Origin of the sequence: Epilithonimonas sp., from assembly GCF_032054305.1 — a bacterium.
Taxonomy (GTDB): Bacteria; Bacteroidota; Bacteroidia; order Flavobacteriales; family Weeksellaceae; genus Epilithonimonas.
In genome coordinates this window covers 63,691-84,193 of sequence record NZ_DAMBSX010000006.1, presented here as the reverse complement: position 1 = coordinate 84,193, position 20,503 = coordinate 63,691, and the positions used below count along the sequence as shown (strand labels likewise).

The 20,503-nt window shown below is 34.8% G+C and carries 20 protein-coding genes and 1 pseudogene; all 21 read left to right on the top strand.

Going from position 1 to position 20,503, the window contains the following annotated elements:
• Positions 1–253: 253 nt before the first annotated feature.
• The gene (locus RTX21_RS13820) at positions 254–1,903 is read left to right on the top strand and encodes an AraC family transcriptional regulator (RefSeq protein ID WP_164720332.1); all 1,650 of its coding nucleotides are present in this window, start codon (positions 254–256) and stop codon (positions 1,901–1,903) included.
• Positions 1,904–2,045: 142 nt separating this feature from the next.
• Positions 2,046–2,420: a hypothetical protein gene (locus RTX21_RS13815; RefSeq protein ID WP_002977327.1), complete on the top strand. Its 375-nt coding sequence runs from the start codon at positions 2,046–2,048 to the stop codon at positions 2,418–2,420.
• Entirely contained in the window at positions 2,417–3,856 is a 1,440-nt protein-coding gene (locus tag RTX21_RS13810; RefSeq protein WP_002977326.1) for a relaxase/mobilization nuclease domain-containing protein, read from the top strand. The genes RTX21_RS13815 and RTX21_RS13810 overlap by 4 nt, the downstream gene beginning before the upstream one ends.
• On the top strand, positions 3,853–4,488 hold the full coding sequence (locus RTX21_RS13805) for a ParA family protein (protein WP_002977325.1): 636 nt from the start codon (positions 3,853–3,855) through the stop codon (positions 4,486–4,488). The genes RTX21_RS13810 and RTX21_RS13805 overlap by 4 nt, the downstream gene beginning before the upstream one ends.
• Positions 4,476–4,862, top strand: coding sequence for a hypothetical protein (locus RTX21_RS13800; RefSeq protein ID WP_002977324.1), 387 nt, complete (start codon positions 4,476–4,478; stop codon positions 4,860–4,862). The genes RTX21_RS13805 and RTX21_RS13800 overlap by 13 nt, the downstream gene beginning before the upstream one ends.
• A 6-nt stretch (positions 4,863–4,868) precedes the next feature.
• Positions 4,869–5,405, top strand: a complete 537-nt coding sequence (locus RTX21_RS13795) for a hypothetical protein (protein WP_002977323.1) — start codon at positions 4,869–4,871, stop codon at positions 5,403–5,405.
• A gap of 139 nt (positions 5,406–5,544) precedes the next feature.
• On the top strand, positions 5,545–5,880 hold the full coding sequence (locus tag RTX21_RS13790; RefSeq protein WP_002977322.1) for a DUF4134 domain-containing protein: 336 nt from the start codon (positions 5,545–5,547) through the stop codon (positions 5,878–5,880).
• Between the two features lie 3 nt (positions 5,881–5,883).
• Positions 5,884–6,189, top strand: a complete 306-nt coding sequence (locus tag RTX21_RS13785) for a DUF4133 domain-containing protein (protein WP_002977321.1) — start codon at positions 5,884–5,886, stop codon at positions 6,187–6,189.
• 12 nt (positions 6,190–6,201) lie between these two features.
• Positions 6,202–9,262: pseudogene (locus RTX21_RS13780) on the top strand (TraG family conjugative transposon ATPase).
• The gene (locus tag RTX21_RS13775) at positions 9,249–9,908 is read left to right on the top strand and encodes a hypothetical protein (protein WP_027383743.1); all 660 of its coding nucleotides are present in this window, start codon (positions 9,249–9,251) and stop codon (positions 9,906–9,908) included. Before RTX21_RS13780 ends, RTX21_RS13775 begins: the two are co-directional and overlap by 14 nt.
• The gene (locus RTX21_RS13770) at positions 9,905–10,579 is read left to right on the top strand and encodes a hypothetical protein (protein WP_002977317.1); all 675 of its coding nucleotides are present in this window, start codon (positions 9,905–9,907) and stop codon (positions 10,577–10,579) included. The genes RTX21_RS13775 and RTX21_RS13770 overlap by 4 nt, the downstream gene beginning before the upstream one ends.
• Position 10,580: 1 nt before the next feature.
• On the top strand, positions 10,581–11,258 hold the full coding sequence (locus RTX21_RS13765; RefSeq protein ID WP_050791097.1) for a hypothetical protein: 678 nt from the start codon (positions 10,581–10,583) through the stop codon (positions 11,256–11,258).
• A gap of 167 nt (positions 11,259–11,425) precedes the next feature.
• Entirely contained in the window at positions 11,426–12,079 is a 654-nt protein-coding gene (locus RTX21_RS13760; RefSeq protein ID WP_312768554.1) for a hypothetical protein, read from the top strand.
• 11 nt (positions 12,080–12,090) lie between these two features.
• On the top strand, positions 12,091–13,263 hold the full coding sequence (locus RTX21_RS13755) for a hypothetical protein (protein WP_002977314.1): 1,173 nt from the start codon (positions 12,091–12,093) through the stop codon (positions 13,261–13,263).
• 2 nt (positions 13,264–13,265) lie between these two features.
• A complete protein-coding gene (gene traK / locus RTX21_RS13750; RefSeq protein WP_002977313.1) occupies positions 13,266–13,880 on the top strand; it encodes a conjugative transposon protein TraK in 615 nt (204 codons plus the stop codon).
• Complete coding sequence (locus tag RTX21_RS13745) at positions 13,880–14,260, top strand: hypothetical protein (RefSeq protein WP_002977312.1); 381 nt, start codon at positions 13,880–13,882, stop codon at positions 14,258–14,260. Before traK ends, RTX21_RS13745 begins: the two co-directional genes overlap by 1 nt.
• The gene (traM, locus tag RTX21_RS13740) at positions 14,257–15,516 is read left to right on the top strand and encodes a conjugative transposon protein TraM (protein ID WP_002977311.1); all 1,260 of its coding nucleotides are present in this window, start codon (positions 14,257–14,259) and stop codon (positions 15,514–15,516) included. Before RTX21_RS13745 ends, traM begins: the two co-directional genes overlap by 4 nt.
• A 3-nt stretch (positions 15,517–15,519) precedes the next feature.
• Positions 15,520–16,410 (top strand): conjugative transposon protein TraN, encoded by an 891-nt coding sequence (gene traN, locus RTX21_RS13735; protein WP_002977310.1) that lies wholly within the window; start codon positions 15,520–15,522, stop codon positions 16,408–16,410.
• An 80-nt stretch (positions 16,411–16,490) separates the two neighbouring features.
• On the top strand, positions 16,491–18,473 hold the full coding sequence (locus RTX21_RS13730; protein WP_002977309.1) for a type IV secretion system DNA-binding domain-containing protein: 1,983 nt from the start codon (positions 16,491–16,493) through the stop codon (positions 18,471–18,473).
• 26 nt (positions 18,474–18,499) lie between these two features.
• Positions 18,500–19,315, top strand: coding sequence for a M23 family metallopeptidase (locus tag RTX21_RS13725; protein WP_002977308.1), 816 nt, complete (start codon positions 18,500–18,502; stop codon positions 19,313–19,315).
• Positions 19,302–20,483, top strand: coding sequence for a hypothetical protein (locus RTX21_RS13720; protein WP_002977307.1), 1,182 nt, complete (start codon positions 19,302–19,304; stop codon positions 20,481–20,483). Before RTX21_RS13725 ends, RTX21_RS13720 begins: the two co-directional genes overlap by 14 nt.
• The last annotated feature ends 20 nt before the right edge of the window (positions 20,484–20,503 follow it).

Genomic DNA, 20,503 nt, shown 5'->3' with positions numbered 1-20,503 from the left:
ATATGTGGGTGTGCTTTACAAAGCACGACGTCGTGTTTTATAAAGCACGACAACAAAAAACAATGAAACCGCTTCATTATCAATTGTTTTTAATAATAATTAAATATCTTAATAGAATATTGGGAAAAGCCCTGTTTTATGGAGATTTTACATAAATTTGGCGGTTCTTAATTGAAGCCTACTAACCATGCTTAAAGGATTTTCATTCATTTTGATATTATTCCCCTTTTTTCTGCTGTTAAATGCGCAGAAGATGAGCGAATATGAGATTATCCGAAAAAATTATGAGAATCTTCCTAAAAATGATAAAAGAGCAATTCCTTATGTAAAGACTTATATTCAAAAATCGAAAAATGAAAATGATTTTGAACATTTAACCCAAGGATATCGGGATGCCGTTTTCTTTACTAAAAATGAAAAGCAAAAATTAGTATATTCCGATAGTATGATCTATGCCGCTTTAAAATCACGAGATAAAGATTTGATAGGTTTAGCTTATTTGGGAAAAGGGATTATCTATTACTTTAACTATAAAAAATTTGATCCGGCTTTAGATGAATATTTAAAAGCTTATAACTATTTAAAAAATACTAAAGACGAGTATTTGAAATATAAGGTCGTCTATCATATGGGAGTCGTCAAAAGCTACCTAGGCTATTATTCAGAATCTAAAGAAAATTTCGAAGAATGCATTAAATTTTTTAATAATGAATCAGTTAAACAACTTCATCCAAATGAAGTTTTCAATAATAAAAGGGGATATTTTAACTCTCTTCACCAGTTAATAATCTGTCAGAGAAATCTAAAAAATTTTGCTGCTGCTGATAGTTTAATAAATGTTGGGCTAAAAGAAATTGAGGGGATTGATGAATTTTCTTTGGAAAAGAGTTATTTTTTAAAGTGCAAAGGCATTTCAGCATATAACCGTCAAAATTATAAGCATGCAATCGATATCTTAAATAAATCTTTACCAAAAATATTGAAGGTAGATGATTTTGCGACTGCATCATTAATTTACTCTTACTTAGGAAAGAGCTACTATCATTCTGATAAGGAAAAAGCACTCCATTATTTTGAGATGGTAGATTCAATTTTCGTTCATAAAAATTTTGTTTTACCGGAGACACGTGATAGCTACGAAATTTTAATAAACCATTTTAATAACCTGAACAACACAAAGAAAGAGCTGTACTACACTAAACAGCTCTTATCAGTTGACAGCTTATTAGGAAAAGAGTTTTACTATTTGACCTCAAGAATTCACAAAGAATACGACACGAAGCGATTGTTAGATAACAAAGAAGCTTTAGAGAAGAGAAATCTTCTCACTTCCTTAATGGTAATATTTTTTATATGTCTTTCGCTGCTTTTTATCACACTATACATTTTTAAATATAGGAAGAATAAGAAGATCATGCTGAATTACAGGATACTGCAGATAAAGCTTGACAATCGTCAGCTTGAAAAAATGCTACATCAACATAGTCCCGATACCATTTACGAGGATGAGAAGACATCGATAATTAGTAAGGAGATTTACCAAGATTTACTATTAAAAATAAAATCATTTGAGGATAGACAAGAATATACTCAAATAGGATTAACATTAAATCAGTTGGCGGCTCAATTCAATACTAATACAACATATTTATCAACTTTTATCAACGAATCAAAAGGCGTTAATTTTAAAAATTACCTAAACAATCTTAGAATTGATTACATTACCAATCTAATGAATACTGATAAAAATTACTTGAAATACACAATTGAAGCATTAGCTGAAAAATGCGGTATAGCATCCCGTCAGAATTTTTCAGATCTTTTTTATGAAATTAATGGGATGCGTCCAACAGATTTTATCAAAAAAAAGAAAGAAGAGCAAAAAAATAATAACGGTAAATAGAAATCGAAAATACTAATCTATAATTTTCAAGTGAATTTTACATAATTTTGATGATCTAATCAGGAGAAGAATCTTCTCGTTTGCAAATTGAAATGTGCGAATCCTAATTAGGATTGCCTTAACTATTTTAAAAAATTGCCAAATGAAAGATTTAAAAACCTCAGGCAGATCAAAGACTGCACGAATTACTTTAAGGCTACATGACGAAGTAAAAGAAAAATGGCTGAATCACTGTAATAAATACAACCTTCATCTTTCCGATTATATCATTAGCGGCGTCGAAGGAAAGCTACTTGATAATGACAGGAAAGAAATCATGAATTTCATCGAAAATCAGGTTAATTTATTCTCTAAAATTGAGAATAATATCAATCAGATTGCAAAACATATCAACACCAACAAGCACTTACCCACTACCCTTTTATCTGATTATAATTCAAAGCTTGAAATTCTCAACAGTCTGAAAATTGAGCAAAACAGAATAATCAAAAAAATCTATATTGAACTTGCAAAATGATTGTTAAAATATTAAACAAATCATCCAGTGAGTTCAATGGTGTGATTTATAATGACAAGAAAATTGAAAAAGGAAAGGGAGAACTTTTATCAATTAAAAATTTCCCGGCTCATCTTAATCACTCTTCGGGAGCTCCAGACATAAAAAACTATCTGAAAGCAGTTTCCAAAAATAATTCAAGAATAAAAAATCCGCAGTTTCACGCTACAATATCCGCAAAAGGACGCGAATATTCTAAGGAACAATTGGCGCTTACAGCAGATAAATTCATGGATAAAATGGGCTATGGTGAACAACCGTACATTGTTGTTTTTCATAATGATACTGCCAACAACCACATTCATATTGTAAGTACAAGGGTTAATAAAGACAGCTCAAAGCGTATTGAGAGAGATTTCGAAAAATATAAAAGTCAAACTGCTTTACAGGAAACAATTAAAGAGTTGTACGGTACTGACGTACATCAAAATTTAGAAAAATTGATTGATTATAATTATAGTACGTTACATCAGTTTAAGACACTGCTGGAACTTAATGGATACGGCTATTATGAAAAAAATGATAAGTTAAATATTACAAAAAACGGCGCTTTTATCAAAGTTTTAAATGTCAATGATTTAAATTTTTCAAAAAAAAGTTTTGACGAGAAAAGAAAAAAACAGATATTTGCTCTATTCAAAAAATACAAAGAGGTATTTTCCAACTCGGTTTTCAGAGTATCGGATAAAAACCATGCCTCCTACCAATCAGAGCTTCAATACCATCTGAAGAAAAAATTTGGGATTGATGTTGTTCTTTCATTCAAAGATGATAAACAGCCTTTCGGCTATTCCATCATCGACCACAAAACCAATACGATTTACAAAGGCAGTGATATAATGAAAATGAGTGACCTATTCATTATCAGCTCCCAAGTATTAGACAAAAAGATCTTTGACATTCTGGCCAATTCAAATTTGACAATCGAAACGAAGAACGTTTTTAAAAAGCATTTGGAACAAGAGTACAAATGCGAAATCCAGGATTATATGCTTTTTTTGAAACAATCGAAAAAGACAAATTATAATATCTGGAAAGACACACGAAATTCAACAATAGATCACATCCTAAACTTAAGGAAAGTAAGTAATAATTCGCAGGATAAAATAAAGATCGTCAGTTTCTCAAATGAGGCATTCGTCATTAATAAGATTGACAATGTTGTCTTTACCGTAAAAGAATTGGTCGGAGATTACTATTACAACCTTTATTTATCTCAATTACTAAATCCTCAAAATCCAGGACACCAGTCTATTGTCAATGGCGTGCAAGCTGCAGAAGCATCAAGTTTAGAAGAAATGTTAAAACGCACTTCCCTATTTGATATTTCAGCAGCTTCTCCGCCATCAAGCGAAGAACTAGAAAATAGAAGAAGAAAAAAGAAAAAAAAGAGATGATTATTACGTTTGCAAATCAGAAGGGCGGAGTTGGCAAGACCACTTTAGCCATTGCATTTGCCAACTATCTTTCTATGTTTACCGATAAAAAGGTAAATGTCATCGACTTTGATTTTCAGCGTTCATTTTACAGGCAATGGTCAGAAGACAAAGAATTAAAAGCAGATTATCTTTATGAAGTAGAGAAAATTTCGGAAGAAAATATTCATCTCACGCAGAATGAAAAAGTTTTAATGCAGTTAAAGGAAAGTCAGGAGGTTATTCTTTTTGATACCGCCGGAAATATTCAGAATAATTACACGCAGGTATTACAATACAGTGATGCCATAATAATTCCTTATGGATACTCCAGTGTTACAATGATGTCTACAGTACTGTTTCTCAATCTTCTTAAGCTTATCAAAGTCAAGGCAAAAATATATTTCATCAGAAATAATATGCGCAAAGACGACAGCTACGAATTGAAACCTGTAATGGATGCTGAATTCAATACGATAGGGAAAGTAATTGGCGGATCAGTTCTAACCAGAAAATGTATGCTTAGCATCAACACAAAAGGACTGACATATGAACAAAAGTTAGCTGTCAAAGAAACATTCGATGAATTAATTTATCATCTATGGGAATTTTAGACCGCTATACGACCGATGAAGATAAAGAGGAATTAGCAAAGAATCTCAATATTCTGAGTGACGAGGCAGTCTTATCGAAAAAGGGCATTAAACACAAAACAGCAGATGCAGCAAAAAACACTCGGACAAAGAAAAAACCAACCAATCTAACCGAACTTGATGATAAAACCTTATGCATAATTAATGAATTTGTTGACTCTTACAAGAGTAATGACAAAACCAGCAGAATGATAAGGATACAGGATCATCATTACAGAAAGTTGGTGGGCCTTCGTGCTGACGGGATATCTGTAAGCGAATTTGTAAGTTTTGCGGTGCATCTCGCTCTAAAATCTGACGATTATGAAAATTTCTTAAACATTTTAAAAAAGTGAAAATTTATGGGAAAAGTCCTAATGATTACTGGTTTACTATACATTCTATATTATACCGGCATTGCAGTTTATGACTTATTTATAAAAAAACAGATCGTAAATAGAAATGAAAATGATGGCGAATTGATCAGCCTTGAGAACTTTATTGAAGAAACTCCAGGAGAAATAATAAATATTTATGAAGATGACGTAGAGAATTTAAACTTACCAAGTTCCTATGATTATGAAGAGACAGAATTATCCTCCGAAGAAAACGGCGAACCTTTTAACCATCGACGTTTTGAGGAAGAGCGGGAAATTGAAAACTTCTATGGCGACAATCAACAGGGCAAAGATGAAAAAGAAGTGCGTCAATCATTTCTTTCAAATTTAAGTTCAGTGATCGGAAGCAAAAATTCGGAGGCAATACCTCATCAGAAGGAAATAATTCCGTCAGTTATTTCGGATGAGATGTTTCGAAATTTCTTTGAAAAAGCATCAAGACATATCGTTGTCGGCTCTGAAAGCGGTCAGAGTTTTTACAAATCAAGTTTAGTTTTTTAATTACATTCAGTCAATGATACGGAAAACGCCGTATCTGTTTCGATTCCAAAGCACTTTATGGAGCTTTGGAATCTTTTTTTACCAGACGGTTTCAAATGAAACAATTCAATTATTGTTCAATTAAAATTTTAAAAATCAAATGAAAAATAATATTACAAGCATTAATAAACACCATAAAATTAAAAAAGCGCTGTTCTCCGCAATCTTGGTATTATGCACAAATTTACTTTTTGCTCAGACAGGAGGCGCCGGAGCTATATCTTCGGCAACATCGGATATCGAAGAGTACGTTGAGCCAGTCTCAAACTTAGTTCAAATGATAGGTGCGATCGTAGGCATTGTCGGAGGTGTCCGAATTTACAACAAATGGAACAATGGTGACCAAGACGTCAATAAAGAACTGATTGGCTGGGGAGGTGCCTGTATCTTCCTGCTTCTCGTTCCCACAGTAATTCAGGCATTTTTTGGAATATAAGAAATGGAAGAAAAGAGTTTCTTTCTATACAAGGGGCTAAAGAAGCCCCTTGTGTTTAAAGGTCTGAAAGGAAAGTATATCTATTATGCCGGTGGTTCATTTGCCGGCACAATGGTTTTAGGCATCATTCTAAGCAAAGTTATAGGATTCTTTATAGGGATAGTTCTTGCTTTAGGTATTGGTGCAGGATTGATTTGGAATGTCTTCAGATTACAGAAAACCAAAGGTCTTTTTAACAAAACGCTTAACAAAAATGAGATTTTTATGATTCCTGTAAAAATAAAACTGAAGCAGAAGTACAAACGTTAGGAAATACACACAATGAAAAAGAAAAGCTTTAGTCTGCCATTTATTGGCTACGACTACGGTTCAGAATTTAATGTTAATTATGATGTTCTTATCGGTGAATTTGGAAACCCGATCATTGCCATCCAAATTAAAAATATTGTCACACAGTATTCGGCAGACCGTGCCTTGTATCTGAAGTATCATTCAATACTACTTAATATTATCAGTATTATTGGAGAAGGATATATCGTTCAGAAGCTGGACATTTTCGATAAAAAGATCTACCAGGCGGAAGCACATGAAGAATATTTACAGCAAAAATATTCAGAACATTTTGCGGGAAGAATTTACAAAACAATCGATAGCATTCTGGTATTTACCCACAGGATCGATCAAAGCAAAAAGAAAAACCAGTACAAATATTCAGATAAAAAGTATAAGGAATTGCGAGACAAAGCAGAAAAAATCTTTATGCTTCTGAAGGAAAATGATTTTGAGCCCCATTTTTTCTTTGAAAAGAATTTTGAGTATTACATCTCCTCTATTCTTTCCATGAACTTTGGCAGATCAACAAAAGCTTTTGACAATATAAGGTCACTTGACAGTAATCTCCAGATTGGTAATTCCTATGTGAAGACCATTTCTTTAGTAGATGTTGAAAATATTGAACTGCCCAATGAAATTTACCCTTACACAACGTTGGGTGGAAACGGAGCTATCAAAGATACCGCAGTTGACAATTTTTCTTTTATTAATGACCTGGAACTGTACAATACCATTATTTACAACCAAATTATTGTCATTCCTGATCAGACGGAAAGAGTTAAATTTTTAGCCAATAAAAAAAATCGTCACGAAGGATTTCAGAATGAACCTTTGAATAGGATCTGCGCCGAAGAAATAGGTATTTTGCTGGATAATATTGCTAAGGACGGTCAGCTTATTGTTGACGCACATTACAGTCTTGTCACCAGCTGCCCAACTATTGAGGATTTGGAAAAAATCCAGTCGATGATTGAGAACCAGCTCTTTCAAAAAGGAGTAATTTCCAGTAAAAATTCTTTCAATCAATTGGAGTTGTTTCGAGCATCACTACCGGGGAATGCCAATGAACTAAAAGAATACGATTTGTTTACCACAACGAGTGAAGCCTCGCTGTGCTTTTTTTTTTAAAGAGAGCTACCCCGTAGATGAACCATCCAGTTTTTACCTGAGATTTACGGACAGACAGGGAGTTCCGTTAAAGGTCGACACCGCTGATCTGCCAATGCAGATCGGCAGAATCAATAATCGAAACAAATTTGTTCTTGGACCGTCAGGAAGCGGAAAATCTTTTTTGATGAATAATATCATTGAACAATATTTAGCCTACAATTATGATGTTGTAATTGTGGACACCGGAGACAGTTACAGCGGGACGGCAAAATATAAGAATGGGAAGTATATTCAGTACACCGAAGAGAAGCCAATCACAATGAACCCCTTTGTAGTCAGCCAATCGGAATTTAATATTGAGAAAATTGAGTTTCTAGGAAATCTTATTTTTCTGATATGGCAGGGTGCAGATTCATCGATGACCACCACACAAAAATCCATTATTGATAATCTGCTCTTAGCGTATTACCATCAGTTTTTCAAAGGTGGTACCAATTGGTATCAGCAAAAGACCTCGCGTGAGCTGATTCTATACCTAAGTAAATACAACATCTACGAAGATGATCTTTATAATGAATTTGAGAGCCAATACAGTGAAAATGAAAATTACTATCAAATTTTAGGAATACCAATGGATGCTGAAAGCTCGGACATTAAAAAGGCGTTTCGAAAATTGGCGGTACAGTATCATCCTGATAAAAATCTTGATAAAGCTGATTTTGATGATTCCATATTCGACAAAATACACGAGGCTTACGAAACATTGGTCAATACCGAAAAAAGAAAGACTTACGATGAAAGCCAACTGATCCTTTCAAATACTAAAATAATTGAAAGACCCAAAATCAACAGTGCGGAGTGGGAAAATGCCTTCAGAAAATCACTCATCAAAAAACTGGTAGAGCTTGAAGAAATGCTAGACGTGGAAGAACTTTCTTTCAACACTTTTTATGAGTATTCTGAAAAATTTCTTCCTATTTATCTTTCCAATAAAAAGTTCAAAATTTCTGAAGCTGAATTCAACCTGAGAACATTCCTTTATGTATTGGCTGATTTTTACAAAGGAGGTAGGTATGGAACGACTTTAAATGAAGATGCAGACAACTCATTATTTTATGAGCCCTTTATCGTCTTTGAGATTGATAATGTTAAAGATAATCCTAAGCTGTTTCCTATTGTAACCCTCATTATTATGGATACGTTTATCCAGAAAATGCGTCTGAGAAAAGATAGGCGAAAAGCACTCATTATTGAAGAAGCCTGGAAGGCAATTGCGAGTAAACTAATGGGAAGTTATATTTTATACCTGTATAAAACAGTCAGAAAATTCTGGGGTGAAGCCGTTGTTGTTACACAGGAGCTGGATGATATTATCGGGAATGCTGTCGTAAAAGACAGTATTATTAATAATTCGGATACCTTCATACTTCTCGATCAGACAAAATTCATCGATAATTTTGATAAGATTGCAAAATTGCTCTCACTTAATGAGGTTGAGCAGAGTAAGATTTTCACCATTAATAATCTAAATAATAAAAGCGGTAGAAGCCGGTTCAAAGAATTTTATCTTAAACGGGGCAGCAAAGGTGAAGTATATGGTAATGAAGTTTCACTACAGCAATATTTGACTTATACTACTGAAAAACCTGAAAAATCTGCACTCGAATACTATGTTAATGAATATCGAAACTATCAGGATGCATTGGAGCAGTTTGTTCTAGATATTGATCATCTGAAAGACGGTCTACCAAACTTGGTATCATTGGTAAATATTTACCAAAAACCTATTGACAACGGGTTAATCGAATACTATCATTCATTCAAAAAGCAAAACCCTAGTAAAGATTTCTTCAAAAGTATCAAACGGCTACTTATAGATCAAGATATAACGCTAAAGGAATTTATTAAAAGCAAAAATCAGACTTATGAAAAAATATAGCATCATACTCATGGTCTTTATCATGAGTTTTTATAAAACACAAACTCCCTATATAGATGTACTGACAGCTCCTGCTATGATTTTATATGCCAATCAAATTAAAAGCGAGCAGGAGAAAACAGTCGACGAGATGAATAAACTGCAGCAGGCGCAGGCGGTTGTCTCAACTCAGATGGTTCTGGCCAACGATCTGCAGAATAAATTGTACAAAGGATTAAAAGAGGTAAATGGTACTTTGAAAAACGGCATTCAAGTTCAGAATATTTACAACAACCTTAGCAAAATAATCACGAATGTTGATGGGATATATAACGAAGTGCAGGATGCACCGGAGTACAGCATATTTGCGACAAAATCAATACAGCTGGTAACTAACAAAGCGACCGACATTTATACTGATGTTGCTGATCTGCTGACAAGTGGTGAGCTGAATCTTGCAACTTCAGGAGATCGGAAAAGGCTTCTGTACAATATTGAAAATAACACCCGTCTGCTGAATGTCTATTTGATCAACGTAAAGATGACGATAAGGAGAGCCAAAAGAAAAGGATTCTGGAAATCTATCAATCCATTTCAGACGTATGTCAATACTGACAGGCATATTTTTCAGCAAATATTGAACAACGCAGGAACATTGGGACTATGAAAACTTTATCAAAAACTAAAGTCTGTTTCCTGATTCTGATTTTTTCAAATATACTTAAAGGTCAGCTTACTGGAGGGAATTATATCTGCTACTACCTTATTAACTCTGAAATTCAAAAAACAATGGATGAAAATGAGAAGCAGAAAGAAATGAGAAATAAGCAGCTGACCAATTTAAGTCTGGAATCAGCCAATAAGGAACAATGGAGCAAATACAGGGATGTGACTGAAAAAATTCGTGGAAGGCTTAACAACCTTTCGTTTGCAGTTCAGGCTATTCCGACATCGGTGAACATCGTCAGAGAAATTGATAAGATTTATGAGATACAGTCGAAAATTTATACTGAATTATCTGATGCCCCAATCTGGATTCCTGTCGCACTCAATGGTCAGTATGAGTTTATAAATAGTCTGCAGTTGTATATCAGGCTGATGGCAGGTATAGTTTTATCGTATGGGACGATAAACGAAATGGAAAAGGCCGAACGTAAAATTCTTCTGGATTTTGCTCAAAGTGAAATCAAGACTCTTCGGCAGCAGTCCTACTCTACCCTTCAGAAAATCATCAATGTCAAGAGAAAAATAAAACTGCGTAATAACCTGCTTCAAAATTGGGTGAACAGGGACAAGAAAATCATTCAGGATATCATTAACAATGCAAATCTTTATTAAAATGAAAACATTTCTAATTGTATTTTTTCTGCTTTTACTGAATAATGCAAAGTCACAAACCTATTATCAGCTCTATTATAATTTAGAACTGCAGGCTCAGGTAACGGCCAACCAGGCTGCAAGAGTAGCTTCTGAAAAGCTTTACCAAAATTCTTACGAGAAACAAAGAAAAGCTTACGATGATATCAAGGAAAAGGCTGTGCAGGTTGTGGTCATAAAAAATCACATATATAATCAGCTTCGTAATGTCAATTCAGCACTGAAGCAGGGAAAACAGCTTGAAGCCATATACTATGATTTTACCAAACTTATTGGAAACATGGAGAAAATGCTGGAGCTTTCAGCTCAAAAACCTCAGTATGCCGTATTGATTATGAATTATTATTCTAAGCTTTATCTGCATGCGATGAACTCATATGAAAATATAAGCGAATCGGTTCTCAATGAAGAAAATGATTTTCTTATGGACAGCTACGATCGGCAGAAAATTCTTTCAAAAATACAGCATGAGATAAAAATTATGAATGGCTGGACAGTTCACATTATCAATTACCTGAGGAATGCTGAAAAAAAACCATACTTCCGTCATATTGGTGTTTTCAACAGCTGGTATATACGGGACAAAGGTTTAATCCAAAATATTATTAATAATTATAACCAGAATTTAAACGGTTGGTAAAATTATAATCTATGAAAAACATACTATTAATACTATCATTTCTTCCCCTTTTATCTTTCGTAAAGGGACAGACCATAAAAAGAGTTAAGGACAAACACATTGTAGGTCAGGAGAAAAGGCAGGTCTTTTATCAATGGGGAGACTGGCAGCCTGAACCAAAATACTTTTTGGGCATACAGACTAATTATGCCTATGCCATGGTATGGGGCTGGCTGGCTCCAAGTCGAAACCGTGATTACAAAGGCGGAAATGACATCAGACCTTTAGGACTGGCGGGATTGCAAAACCAAAGATATGCAACAACCTTGGTACAGCAGGACAAAACAAGCGATATTCAGGAAGAAGCAAAGACAACATATGAAGAAAACCTGAAAGAATTCTATCATTATTCCAGTGCGACCTCAGGGGCTGATCCTCTTTATCTGCTTTATTATAAAGATGTACTGAACAGTCTGGATAATTTTGACACCGGATCTTCGGCATTATCTCAGTGGGGATTTACTTCTTCGAAAGCCTGGGAACGATTCAATAATTACGGCATCATCGGAGAATGCAGGCGAAAGATCAACGTCATTCAGGACAAATACAAATTTGCTAAAAGTGCAGATATGCCGAGAGGCAAAAGGATTCTTGCCTACCATGACTGCCTTATCGAATGGCGAAAAATGAAAAAATACCTAGCGTACTTAAACCAGCAGGGAGAGAACAGGTTTAGAGCCGAAGTTAAACTTGAAAGTTACAAAACAAAAAATCCCGGAAAGATTACAAAAGAACGGAGAGATGCAGAGATATTCATGGATGTAATGACGGGGCATTTATAGTTAAAAAAATTATGAAACGAAAAAAGATTTTAAAAAGCATTATGAAAATAATGCTTTTATTCATTCCGTGCTTTGCATTCTCACAGGATACACACAGTGATGAATATTACCAGAAAGCAATGGATTTTCTGCAGGGTGAGGGCGTATTGGAAGGCTGGTTTACTGAAAAGTTCCTACCGCTTTACGACAGCTTTATGACCGCAGAATATGGACAATTTATATTATTTGGACAGGCTGTAGCGGGTTTAGGCGCACTACTCTATCTGGGGAATATAGGATGGCAGATGATAGGCGGAGATCGTGAATGGGAAATAGTACCGATGCTAAAACCCTTCGCCATTGGACTGGTTATTGTGAATTGGGTATCATTTGTCGGTATTCTCCGTACTCCTCTAATCAAGCTTCAGGACGTCTCAGAGAGCAGCTTTGTTGAGAGTCAGCAGGAATTGAATTCTTTAAGATGGGTACGTTTTAAAAAACAGCAGCAGGTTGTAGACAGAATTGTTGAAGAGCAAGCTAAAGCACAAGCTGAAATCCAACAACAGGAAGCCGGAGACCAATCTTTAATAGAAGAAGGACTGGATATGGTTGGAGATGGATTAACAAGTCTTATGAGTCCTGTCTATGAACTTTATCTCAGATTACAGGTTGGTTTACAATTAGCCATATCGAGCGCGCTGGAATTGATTGGGTTATGGATACTTCGAATATGTGTCTATGGGATATTTTTTATCCAGCTGATATTTTCGACCATCTTAATTATTATCGGTCCTATACCGGTTGGGTTATCAGTTTTTCCTGCGTTTTCAAGTTTTCTTTCTCAATGGGTTTCCAGATTCATCAATGTCAATCTTTACGGATTTGTGGCATTTATTATTTTAAAAATCGGAACCCTCCTTCAGCTATTTGCCTTTGAGGCAGAAATTGAGAGATATGATCAGATTATCAATACAGACGGCAGTATAAAGAACATGGATTTGCTGCTTACCTATTCTAGCAGTGGGATCATGTCATTTGGATTGGTCATCGTCTGTTTTTTAATTACAGCCGTAGGAATATTATGTGTTCCTACCCTGGCCAATTATATCATTCCGTCGGGCGGTGGTAATACAGGAGCCATGAGTAAGATGAAAAAAGCAGGAATGGCAATAGCCACTAAAGGAGTTTCATTATTAAAAGGATAATTATGGCAGTTGTAAAAAACATTGAAAAAAAAATCAAGATCAATAAAGTAACTTCCATTGGCTGCATAATTTTATCAGTCATCGTCGTTATTGCAGGATTTGTTTTCTCATATAAACAGATAAAAGATGCAAGAAAATCCATCTATATTTTAGATAACGGGGTTCCTGTTTTAGTCAAGCAGACCGATTTGCTCCTAAACAGACCTGTTGAATATAAAGCTCAAGTCGATATGTTTCATTCTTTATTTTTCACACTTTCAGCAGATGACGATTATATAAAATCTCAGACACGAAAAGCATTGTATCTGATCGATGACAGTGGTATGAAGGAGTATATGAATCTGAAGGAAAAGGGATTTTACAACCAGATCATTTCTTCCAATAGTGTGATGACTATAAAAGCAGACAGCATTAAACTCGATGAGCAGAACTTAAAATTTATTTACTATGGCAAACAGACCATTAACCGAAAGACGCAGCTTATCGTCAGAAAATTGATCACTGAAGGTTTTTTGCAAGATCTTCCCCGATCTCCCAATAATCCTCATGGTGTTCTGATCGAAAAATGGAAAACATTAGATAACTCGGACATTTCCGTAAAAGAAAAATTTAGATAATGGAACAGCAAAATAAAATCATCAGTAAAAATCCATCAACCATATGGAAAAGTGTGGAACAATTTGCAGAACGTCAGCCGAAGAGAACATTTTATCTCATGTTTGGATTGATTTTTTTGTCCACCCTATTCTCAATTGGAAGCTTGATTTACATACAAAAAGTTTCCATTCCTGAATACGAAACGATGAAAAAGCAAAATGTCCTAAAGGATGCTGCTACCTCATTCAACTCGCCGTTTACAGAGACAGAAAAAATTCTGGGTATAAGAGAAGCGCTGAAAGAACTTGATTACTATCGGAAAAAAAAGATATTGAGTTCTTCCGATAGTTCGAGAATTAAATATCTCCTCGATAAATACAATATAAATAATTCAAGATGAAAAAACTCAATTTAAAACAACCTAAATATGTTCTTCCCCTCATCGCCCTGCCATTCGTTTTAATGATAGGGTATTTTTATGTTCAATTCACGGAAAACTCAGGAAAAGACAAAAATAAACTGGCTGAGAGTAAAGACATTTCCACCGATTTCGGAAAAGTTGGAGAACGCTCTGAAATTAAAGGAAAGGCCGACGCTTATGCTGATTTCTTTGATAAAAGAACCGATGGAAGAACCATGATTGACGGTTTCGGTGATGAGCATGAAAGTCTTGAAAAATTTGATGATGATCTTTCAGAGCGACAGAAAAGGCATATTGACAGTATGAATTATGTCAGAGAAAAAGAACGTCTGAATAATCTTTCCCGACAGGCCAATCGACAGTCCTACTATAACGCGATGGATGCTAAACAGTCGAAAGAACGTGAGGATGATCAGTACGACAGAAGTATGAAAATGTTAAAAATGCTCAATGGTGACAATAACGGGGTAAACAATTCAGGAAAAGCTGATACTCGGAGTGCTGAAAATTCCGACTGGAAAAAGGATCAGATGACCTTGATGAGAGAGCAGATGATGTTAATGGATAGTATCGAAAAAGCAAACAACCCTGAACTTAAAAATCAAGCCAAAGCCATTGAGAAAATGAAGAAAAATGAGAAAGAGATGGATTTTTTTCTCAATTCTACATTGGATGTAACAAAAGCCTCGAAAAGCACAGAATTCAATTCGATCTTCAGACAACGTGAAAATAACTTTATCAAAGCTGTGATCGACGAAAACATTAAGGGCTTTGCAGGAAGCAGAATAAGGATTCGCCTACTCGAAGATGTATACGTCGGAAATGCAAAAATATCGAAAGGTACTCCCCTTTACGCATTGATCAGTGGATTTTCACTGCAAAGGGTGAACCTTAACATCGTATCGGTAATGCATCAGAACGAGATTCTTCCTATCAGTCTCAATATCTATGATGTTGATGGCATGGAAGGATTGTATGTCCCAAGTTCGGCATTCCGTGAAATGACAAGATCTATGGGAGAAAACATTGTGCAAGGTCAAAATCTTTCCAGTGGTAGCGCTGATTTTTTTACCACGACGCTTAGCTCAGTATATCAATCCACCTCAAAAACAATATCGGACGTAATACGGAAAAACAAGGCAAAAATTAAATACAATTCTTTCGTTTACCTCATTGACAACAAAGAACTTGAAAAAAAGAAAAAGAACATTTATAAGAAAAACACCAATCCATAATCTATGAAAAATTTCATTATTATCCTTATGCTGATGCTTGTTTCTACGGAGACATCCGCTCAGAATACAGTACTATCGAGAGTATATAAAAATAATCTTCCCGAAATCTATATTACAGGTAATGTCAATCTTCATTTCAGGAGCCCCCAGCCTATTCAGTTTGTTGATTTAAGTACGAAACACCTTATAGGCGATCTTCCTACAGAAAATGTTGTAAGAATTAAAATACAACAGTTTGAAGAGGAAAGCCATTCCGCTACCGACAGTATTAGAATAAAAGAGGAAACTCCGATTTATTATTATGATAATCAGGAATTAGGAATTGTTACCATTGTCGGACAATCCTTTATGGCTCAGTACAAGCTGATCTATAAAGTTGACAGCAGTGCGACTATAATGACCAACATTGAAATTTTACCTGAAGACATGCAGGCTCTTGAATATCCGGATTACCAGATGTCCAGTGCCGAACTCAGAAAATATTCGGTGGAGATTATCAGAAAAAAAGAAGCAAATAAAATACGTAGAAACAGAGATTTGGGAATCGAATCGCAGCTTAATAATGTATACGCTTTTGGTGATTATGTATTTCTAGATATTAGTTTTAAAAACAATACAAATCTCATCTATGATATTGACAAACTTAAGTTTTCTATCGATGATAAAAAGGTTTACAAAGCCACGAATGTTCAGTCTATTGAGATAGAGCCTGTATTCCGTCTGTATGACTTAAAGACATTTAAAAAGTCTTACAGAAATATTTTCGTTTTTAAGAAATTCACTTATCCGAATAACAAGGTTCTAAACATCAGGCTGATCGAAAATCAAATCAGCGGCAGAACAATTAATCTGGAGATTAAATACTCAGATATTTTACAGGCTGACACTTTTTAATATTCATTTACATCTAAAGTATAGCAGACAGCTGGGAACTCCTGGCTGTCTGCTTTTTATATAATTCAATTTGAGAAACAATGCAGGAAAGTAAAGAACAACAAAAAATCTACGGATTCTTTCAGAAAGCAGTCTATATGCTGGTTTTGATTGAATGCAGCATTATCTTTTTTGGAGGTACTCAGATTCCGATACTTCCAAAGCTATTGAAATCATTTGCGAAAATGCCATTTCTATTTCCTCCGTACCATGCCAAACTTGCTGAACTTCTGTTAATCATACTAATTGCAATTGGTACAAAGCCAAAAAAAAATCAAGATATTAATATTACAAAATCAATCCTTTTACCAATAGTCGTTGGATTACTGATGATGTTTGGTTCATTGGCATTTATAGATGATACATTTAGAAAAGACATCCCGCAGTTTACTCCCTATTTTAATATCTATCAGGCTGTTTACGCATTACTTTCATTCGTAGGTGTTTTAATAACCCTTTTAGGTGCTGACAACATCAGCAAGATTATGAAAATCAAGCTTGGTAAAGACCGCTGGAACATTGAAGAAGAATCATTCGATCAAAACAAGGAATTAATTACGAATGACTTTTCAATCAACATCCCTTACTTATTTTATTATAACAAACGGATGAATCACGGATGGATTAATATCAATCCATTCAGAGGTACACTTGTAATAGGAACGCCCGGTAGTGGTAAATCTTTTGGAATTATTAATCCGGCGATCAGGCAATTGATTGGCAAAGGATTTTGTCTCTGTATTTATGATTATAAATTTCCAGATTTGGGAAAGATAGCGTACTATCATTATCAATTGAAAAGGCAACATGACGAGAGCTATAAGCACGAGTTTGCGGTAATTAATCTTAATGAAGTTGAAAGATCAAAAAGAGTCAATCCTTTAAGAAAAGAATATCTCGCTACATTAGCAGAAGCTCAGGAAATGGCGGAAGCAATGGTGTCTTCACTTCAAAAAGGTGGTGGGTCAGGAGGTGGAAGTGATCAGTTTTTCACCCAGTCAGCCATCAATTTTCTAGCATCATGCATCGCTTTTCTTGCAAAATATGAAGAGGGCAGATTTTCGACCTTACCGCATCTGCTTTCATTTATGAACCGTGGTTACGAGGAAATTTTCAATACTCTTTTCACCAATATAGAGCTGCATTCTCTATTATCAACTTTTAAATCGGCTTTTGATAACAGGGCTTTCGACCAGCTGGAAGGACAGATCGGAACACTTAAGATATTTCTATCCAGATTGGCAACGAAGGAAAGTTTCTGGGTATTTTCAGGTGATGATGTCAAACTTAAAATTTCTGACAGAAAAAACCCTACAATCATTGTCTTAGCGTCTGATCCCAATACACAGGATATTAATTCTGCATTATATTCTACCATATTAAATAGACTATTAAAACAGATTAATTCCAAAGGCAATTTACCAAGCGGAATTATTGCCGACGAGCTGCCGACTATTTATATACATAAGATAGATAATTTAATTGCTACTGCAAGAAGCAATAAAGTAGCTGTACTCCTTGGACTGCAGGAAATTCCCCAGTTCCGCCAATTTTATAAAAAAGAAGTTGCAGACACGATTACAGCAATCATCGGAAATATTCTCAGTGGCAGTGCTCGAGATAAAAGTACACTGGATTGGCTTGAAAAAGTATTTGGCAAAGTAAAACAAAAAAGCCAGTCTATGTCAATCAATAATAATCAAACGACCATTTCAATTCAGGAAAAGATGGATAACCTCATTCCTGCCGGTAAAATAGCAGGATTAAAAACGGGAGAAATGGTGGGTATTATCGCAGGTGATGAAAATAATCAAACTGAAGAATATAAAACTTCGGCCATACACGGCAGAATCAATCTTGATATGAAAAGTATCGAGGATGAGGAAGCTAACTATATTGAAATGCCCGTGTATTATAACTTTAAAGACAAGTCAGGAAAAAATGATAAAGAGAAAATCCTGATGTCGAACTTTCTACGAATCAACAGAGAAGTAGAGTTGATCATTAAGGACTTCAATCCGTAACTCTAACAACATAAAATTTAAAAAAAATGAAAAAAACAGTAATACTGATGCATTTGTTAATTTTTTCAAATTTCCTACCTCAATTTAATACGGCTTCCTATAAAGGAAAACTCAATACTATTCGATTGAACTCCTCTTTACAAAATCAATTCACCACCAGCTTTTTGTCTTACCATATTGCAGGGAAGTTGAATAAAAAATATTTTGAGAAGAGTAAAGATTCATTGAATAATGCAGCAAATGAAACTGAGCAAACAACTACTCCACAAGCCAATTCAATTAAAAAAGATGATGATATTCAAGCGACGTCGGAAGACGATTCATTGTCAGAGAATCATCCATCCGAAAAAAAATACAGAAATAAAAAACTTTCATTATTAGAATACGAAAAATACCCAACTGAAGAACTACAGATTATTTATATGCCTTTAGAAAAAATGAAGATCACCTCGAATTTCGGGCATCGCTTTCATCCCATCGATAAAATTGAAAAATTTCATGCCGGTGTTGACCTGCGGGCTAACAGCGATTATGTATTTGCAGTATTGGATGGAATCATTAGTGATACAGGTTACAGTAATGGTGCAGGAAATTACATCAAAGTACAGCACGGCGATTTTGAGACCATATATCTGCATCTGCAAAAAACTTTTTTTTCATTGGGCGACTTCGTCTATGCCGGTGATATTATCGCTATAAGTGGTAATAGCGGGAAAAGCACTGCACCGCATCTGCATTTTTCAGTGAAAGAAAGAGGAAAATATATAGATCCGGTTCATTTCTTAAATGACTTAATAAAAACAAACAACGCAATTTCAGATTACAATTATGGAAAATACTAGCACCTTACTTACAGATGAACTTAGAAAGTTCGGAATCATGAATCAGCAGGATCATTTTTCCGAGAAACTCTCAAAAAAAGAAATTGATGATTTTCTTAAAGGAGGAATTCTCATTGCCGAAAATGATAAAAACAGGCTCACTTTTAAAATAAATGACGATAAGCTTGATGTCAATGTTTATAATAAAGATATAGTCAATCACAAAGACCTTTCAACTGCCGAACTTTTTGAAATTTCTTCAAGCAATAGAAATCTTTACAAAGTGATGGCTGACTATGGAAACATCACTCATATTGGAACAGGGTACTTTAATAAGAACCCGGAAAACGAAATGACCACATTTGTTGAAATAGAAAACGAAAGGGGAAAAACAATCTTTTTCGGAAACAAGCTTGAAGATAGTCTTAAAGATTTTAAAGTTGGAGATAAAATTCAGATTATTCAGACCGGTGTTGAAAAAACGGTTCTTAAAATAGATGATGCTGATGAAAAGGAACTCGCAAAATTTGATAATGTTTTTATAATAAACCCGTTCAAAGAAAAAAATAAGCAGTTCCAGTCCAGGATTTTTGAATTGGATAAAAAAGACAATACGATAAAAGATGTGGATACAACAAAATACGAGCTCAAAAATGTTAACGGTCACAATATCTCAGAAAAACAGCTTCAGCAATTACGAAAAGGTAAAGAGCTTAAGTTAGATGATGAAACCACCATACAGATAAGTCCGGCATCAAAAAATGAGGCTAAATTGAGCGCAAGTTCAAAATCACTCCTGATACTATCCCTTGCGACGGATGGCGGTCTTAGTTTCTTGATCATAAAAGGCATTCAGAAGCTTGCTAGAATGCAGGAAGAAAATCAACTACAAAAAGAAAGTATAAGATATCAGGTCGAGCTTCAAAAACTAAAAGCACACCTGAAATCGAAATCAGAGCAATATCCTGATAATAAAAATATCATAACTGACCTTAATATTGTCAGCAAAGAAATCTCTGCTTCTCAATCCTCTTTAAATGAAAATACTAATAAGGAAAAAGAAAAGAGCAATATTAATCTTCAGGTTAACGATCCAGATATGTATCAAGATGCTAATCAAAAGAAAGAGGAAGAGAAACGAGATGCAGAAGAAGCATCAAGGTCAACATCTCATTCCAGAGGACGGTAATAATGATAATTATCATGCTC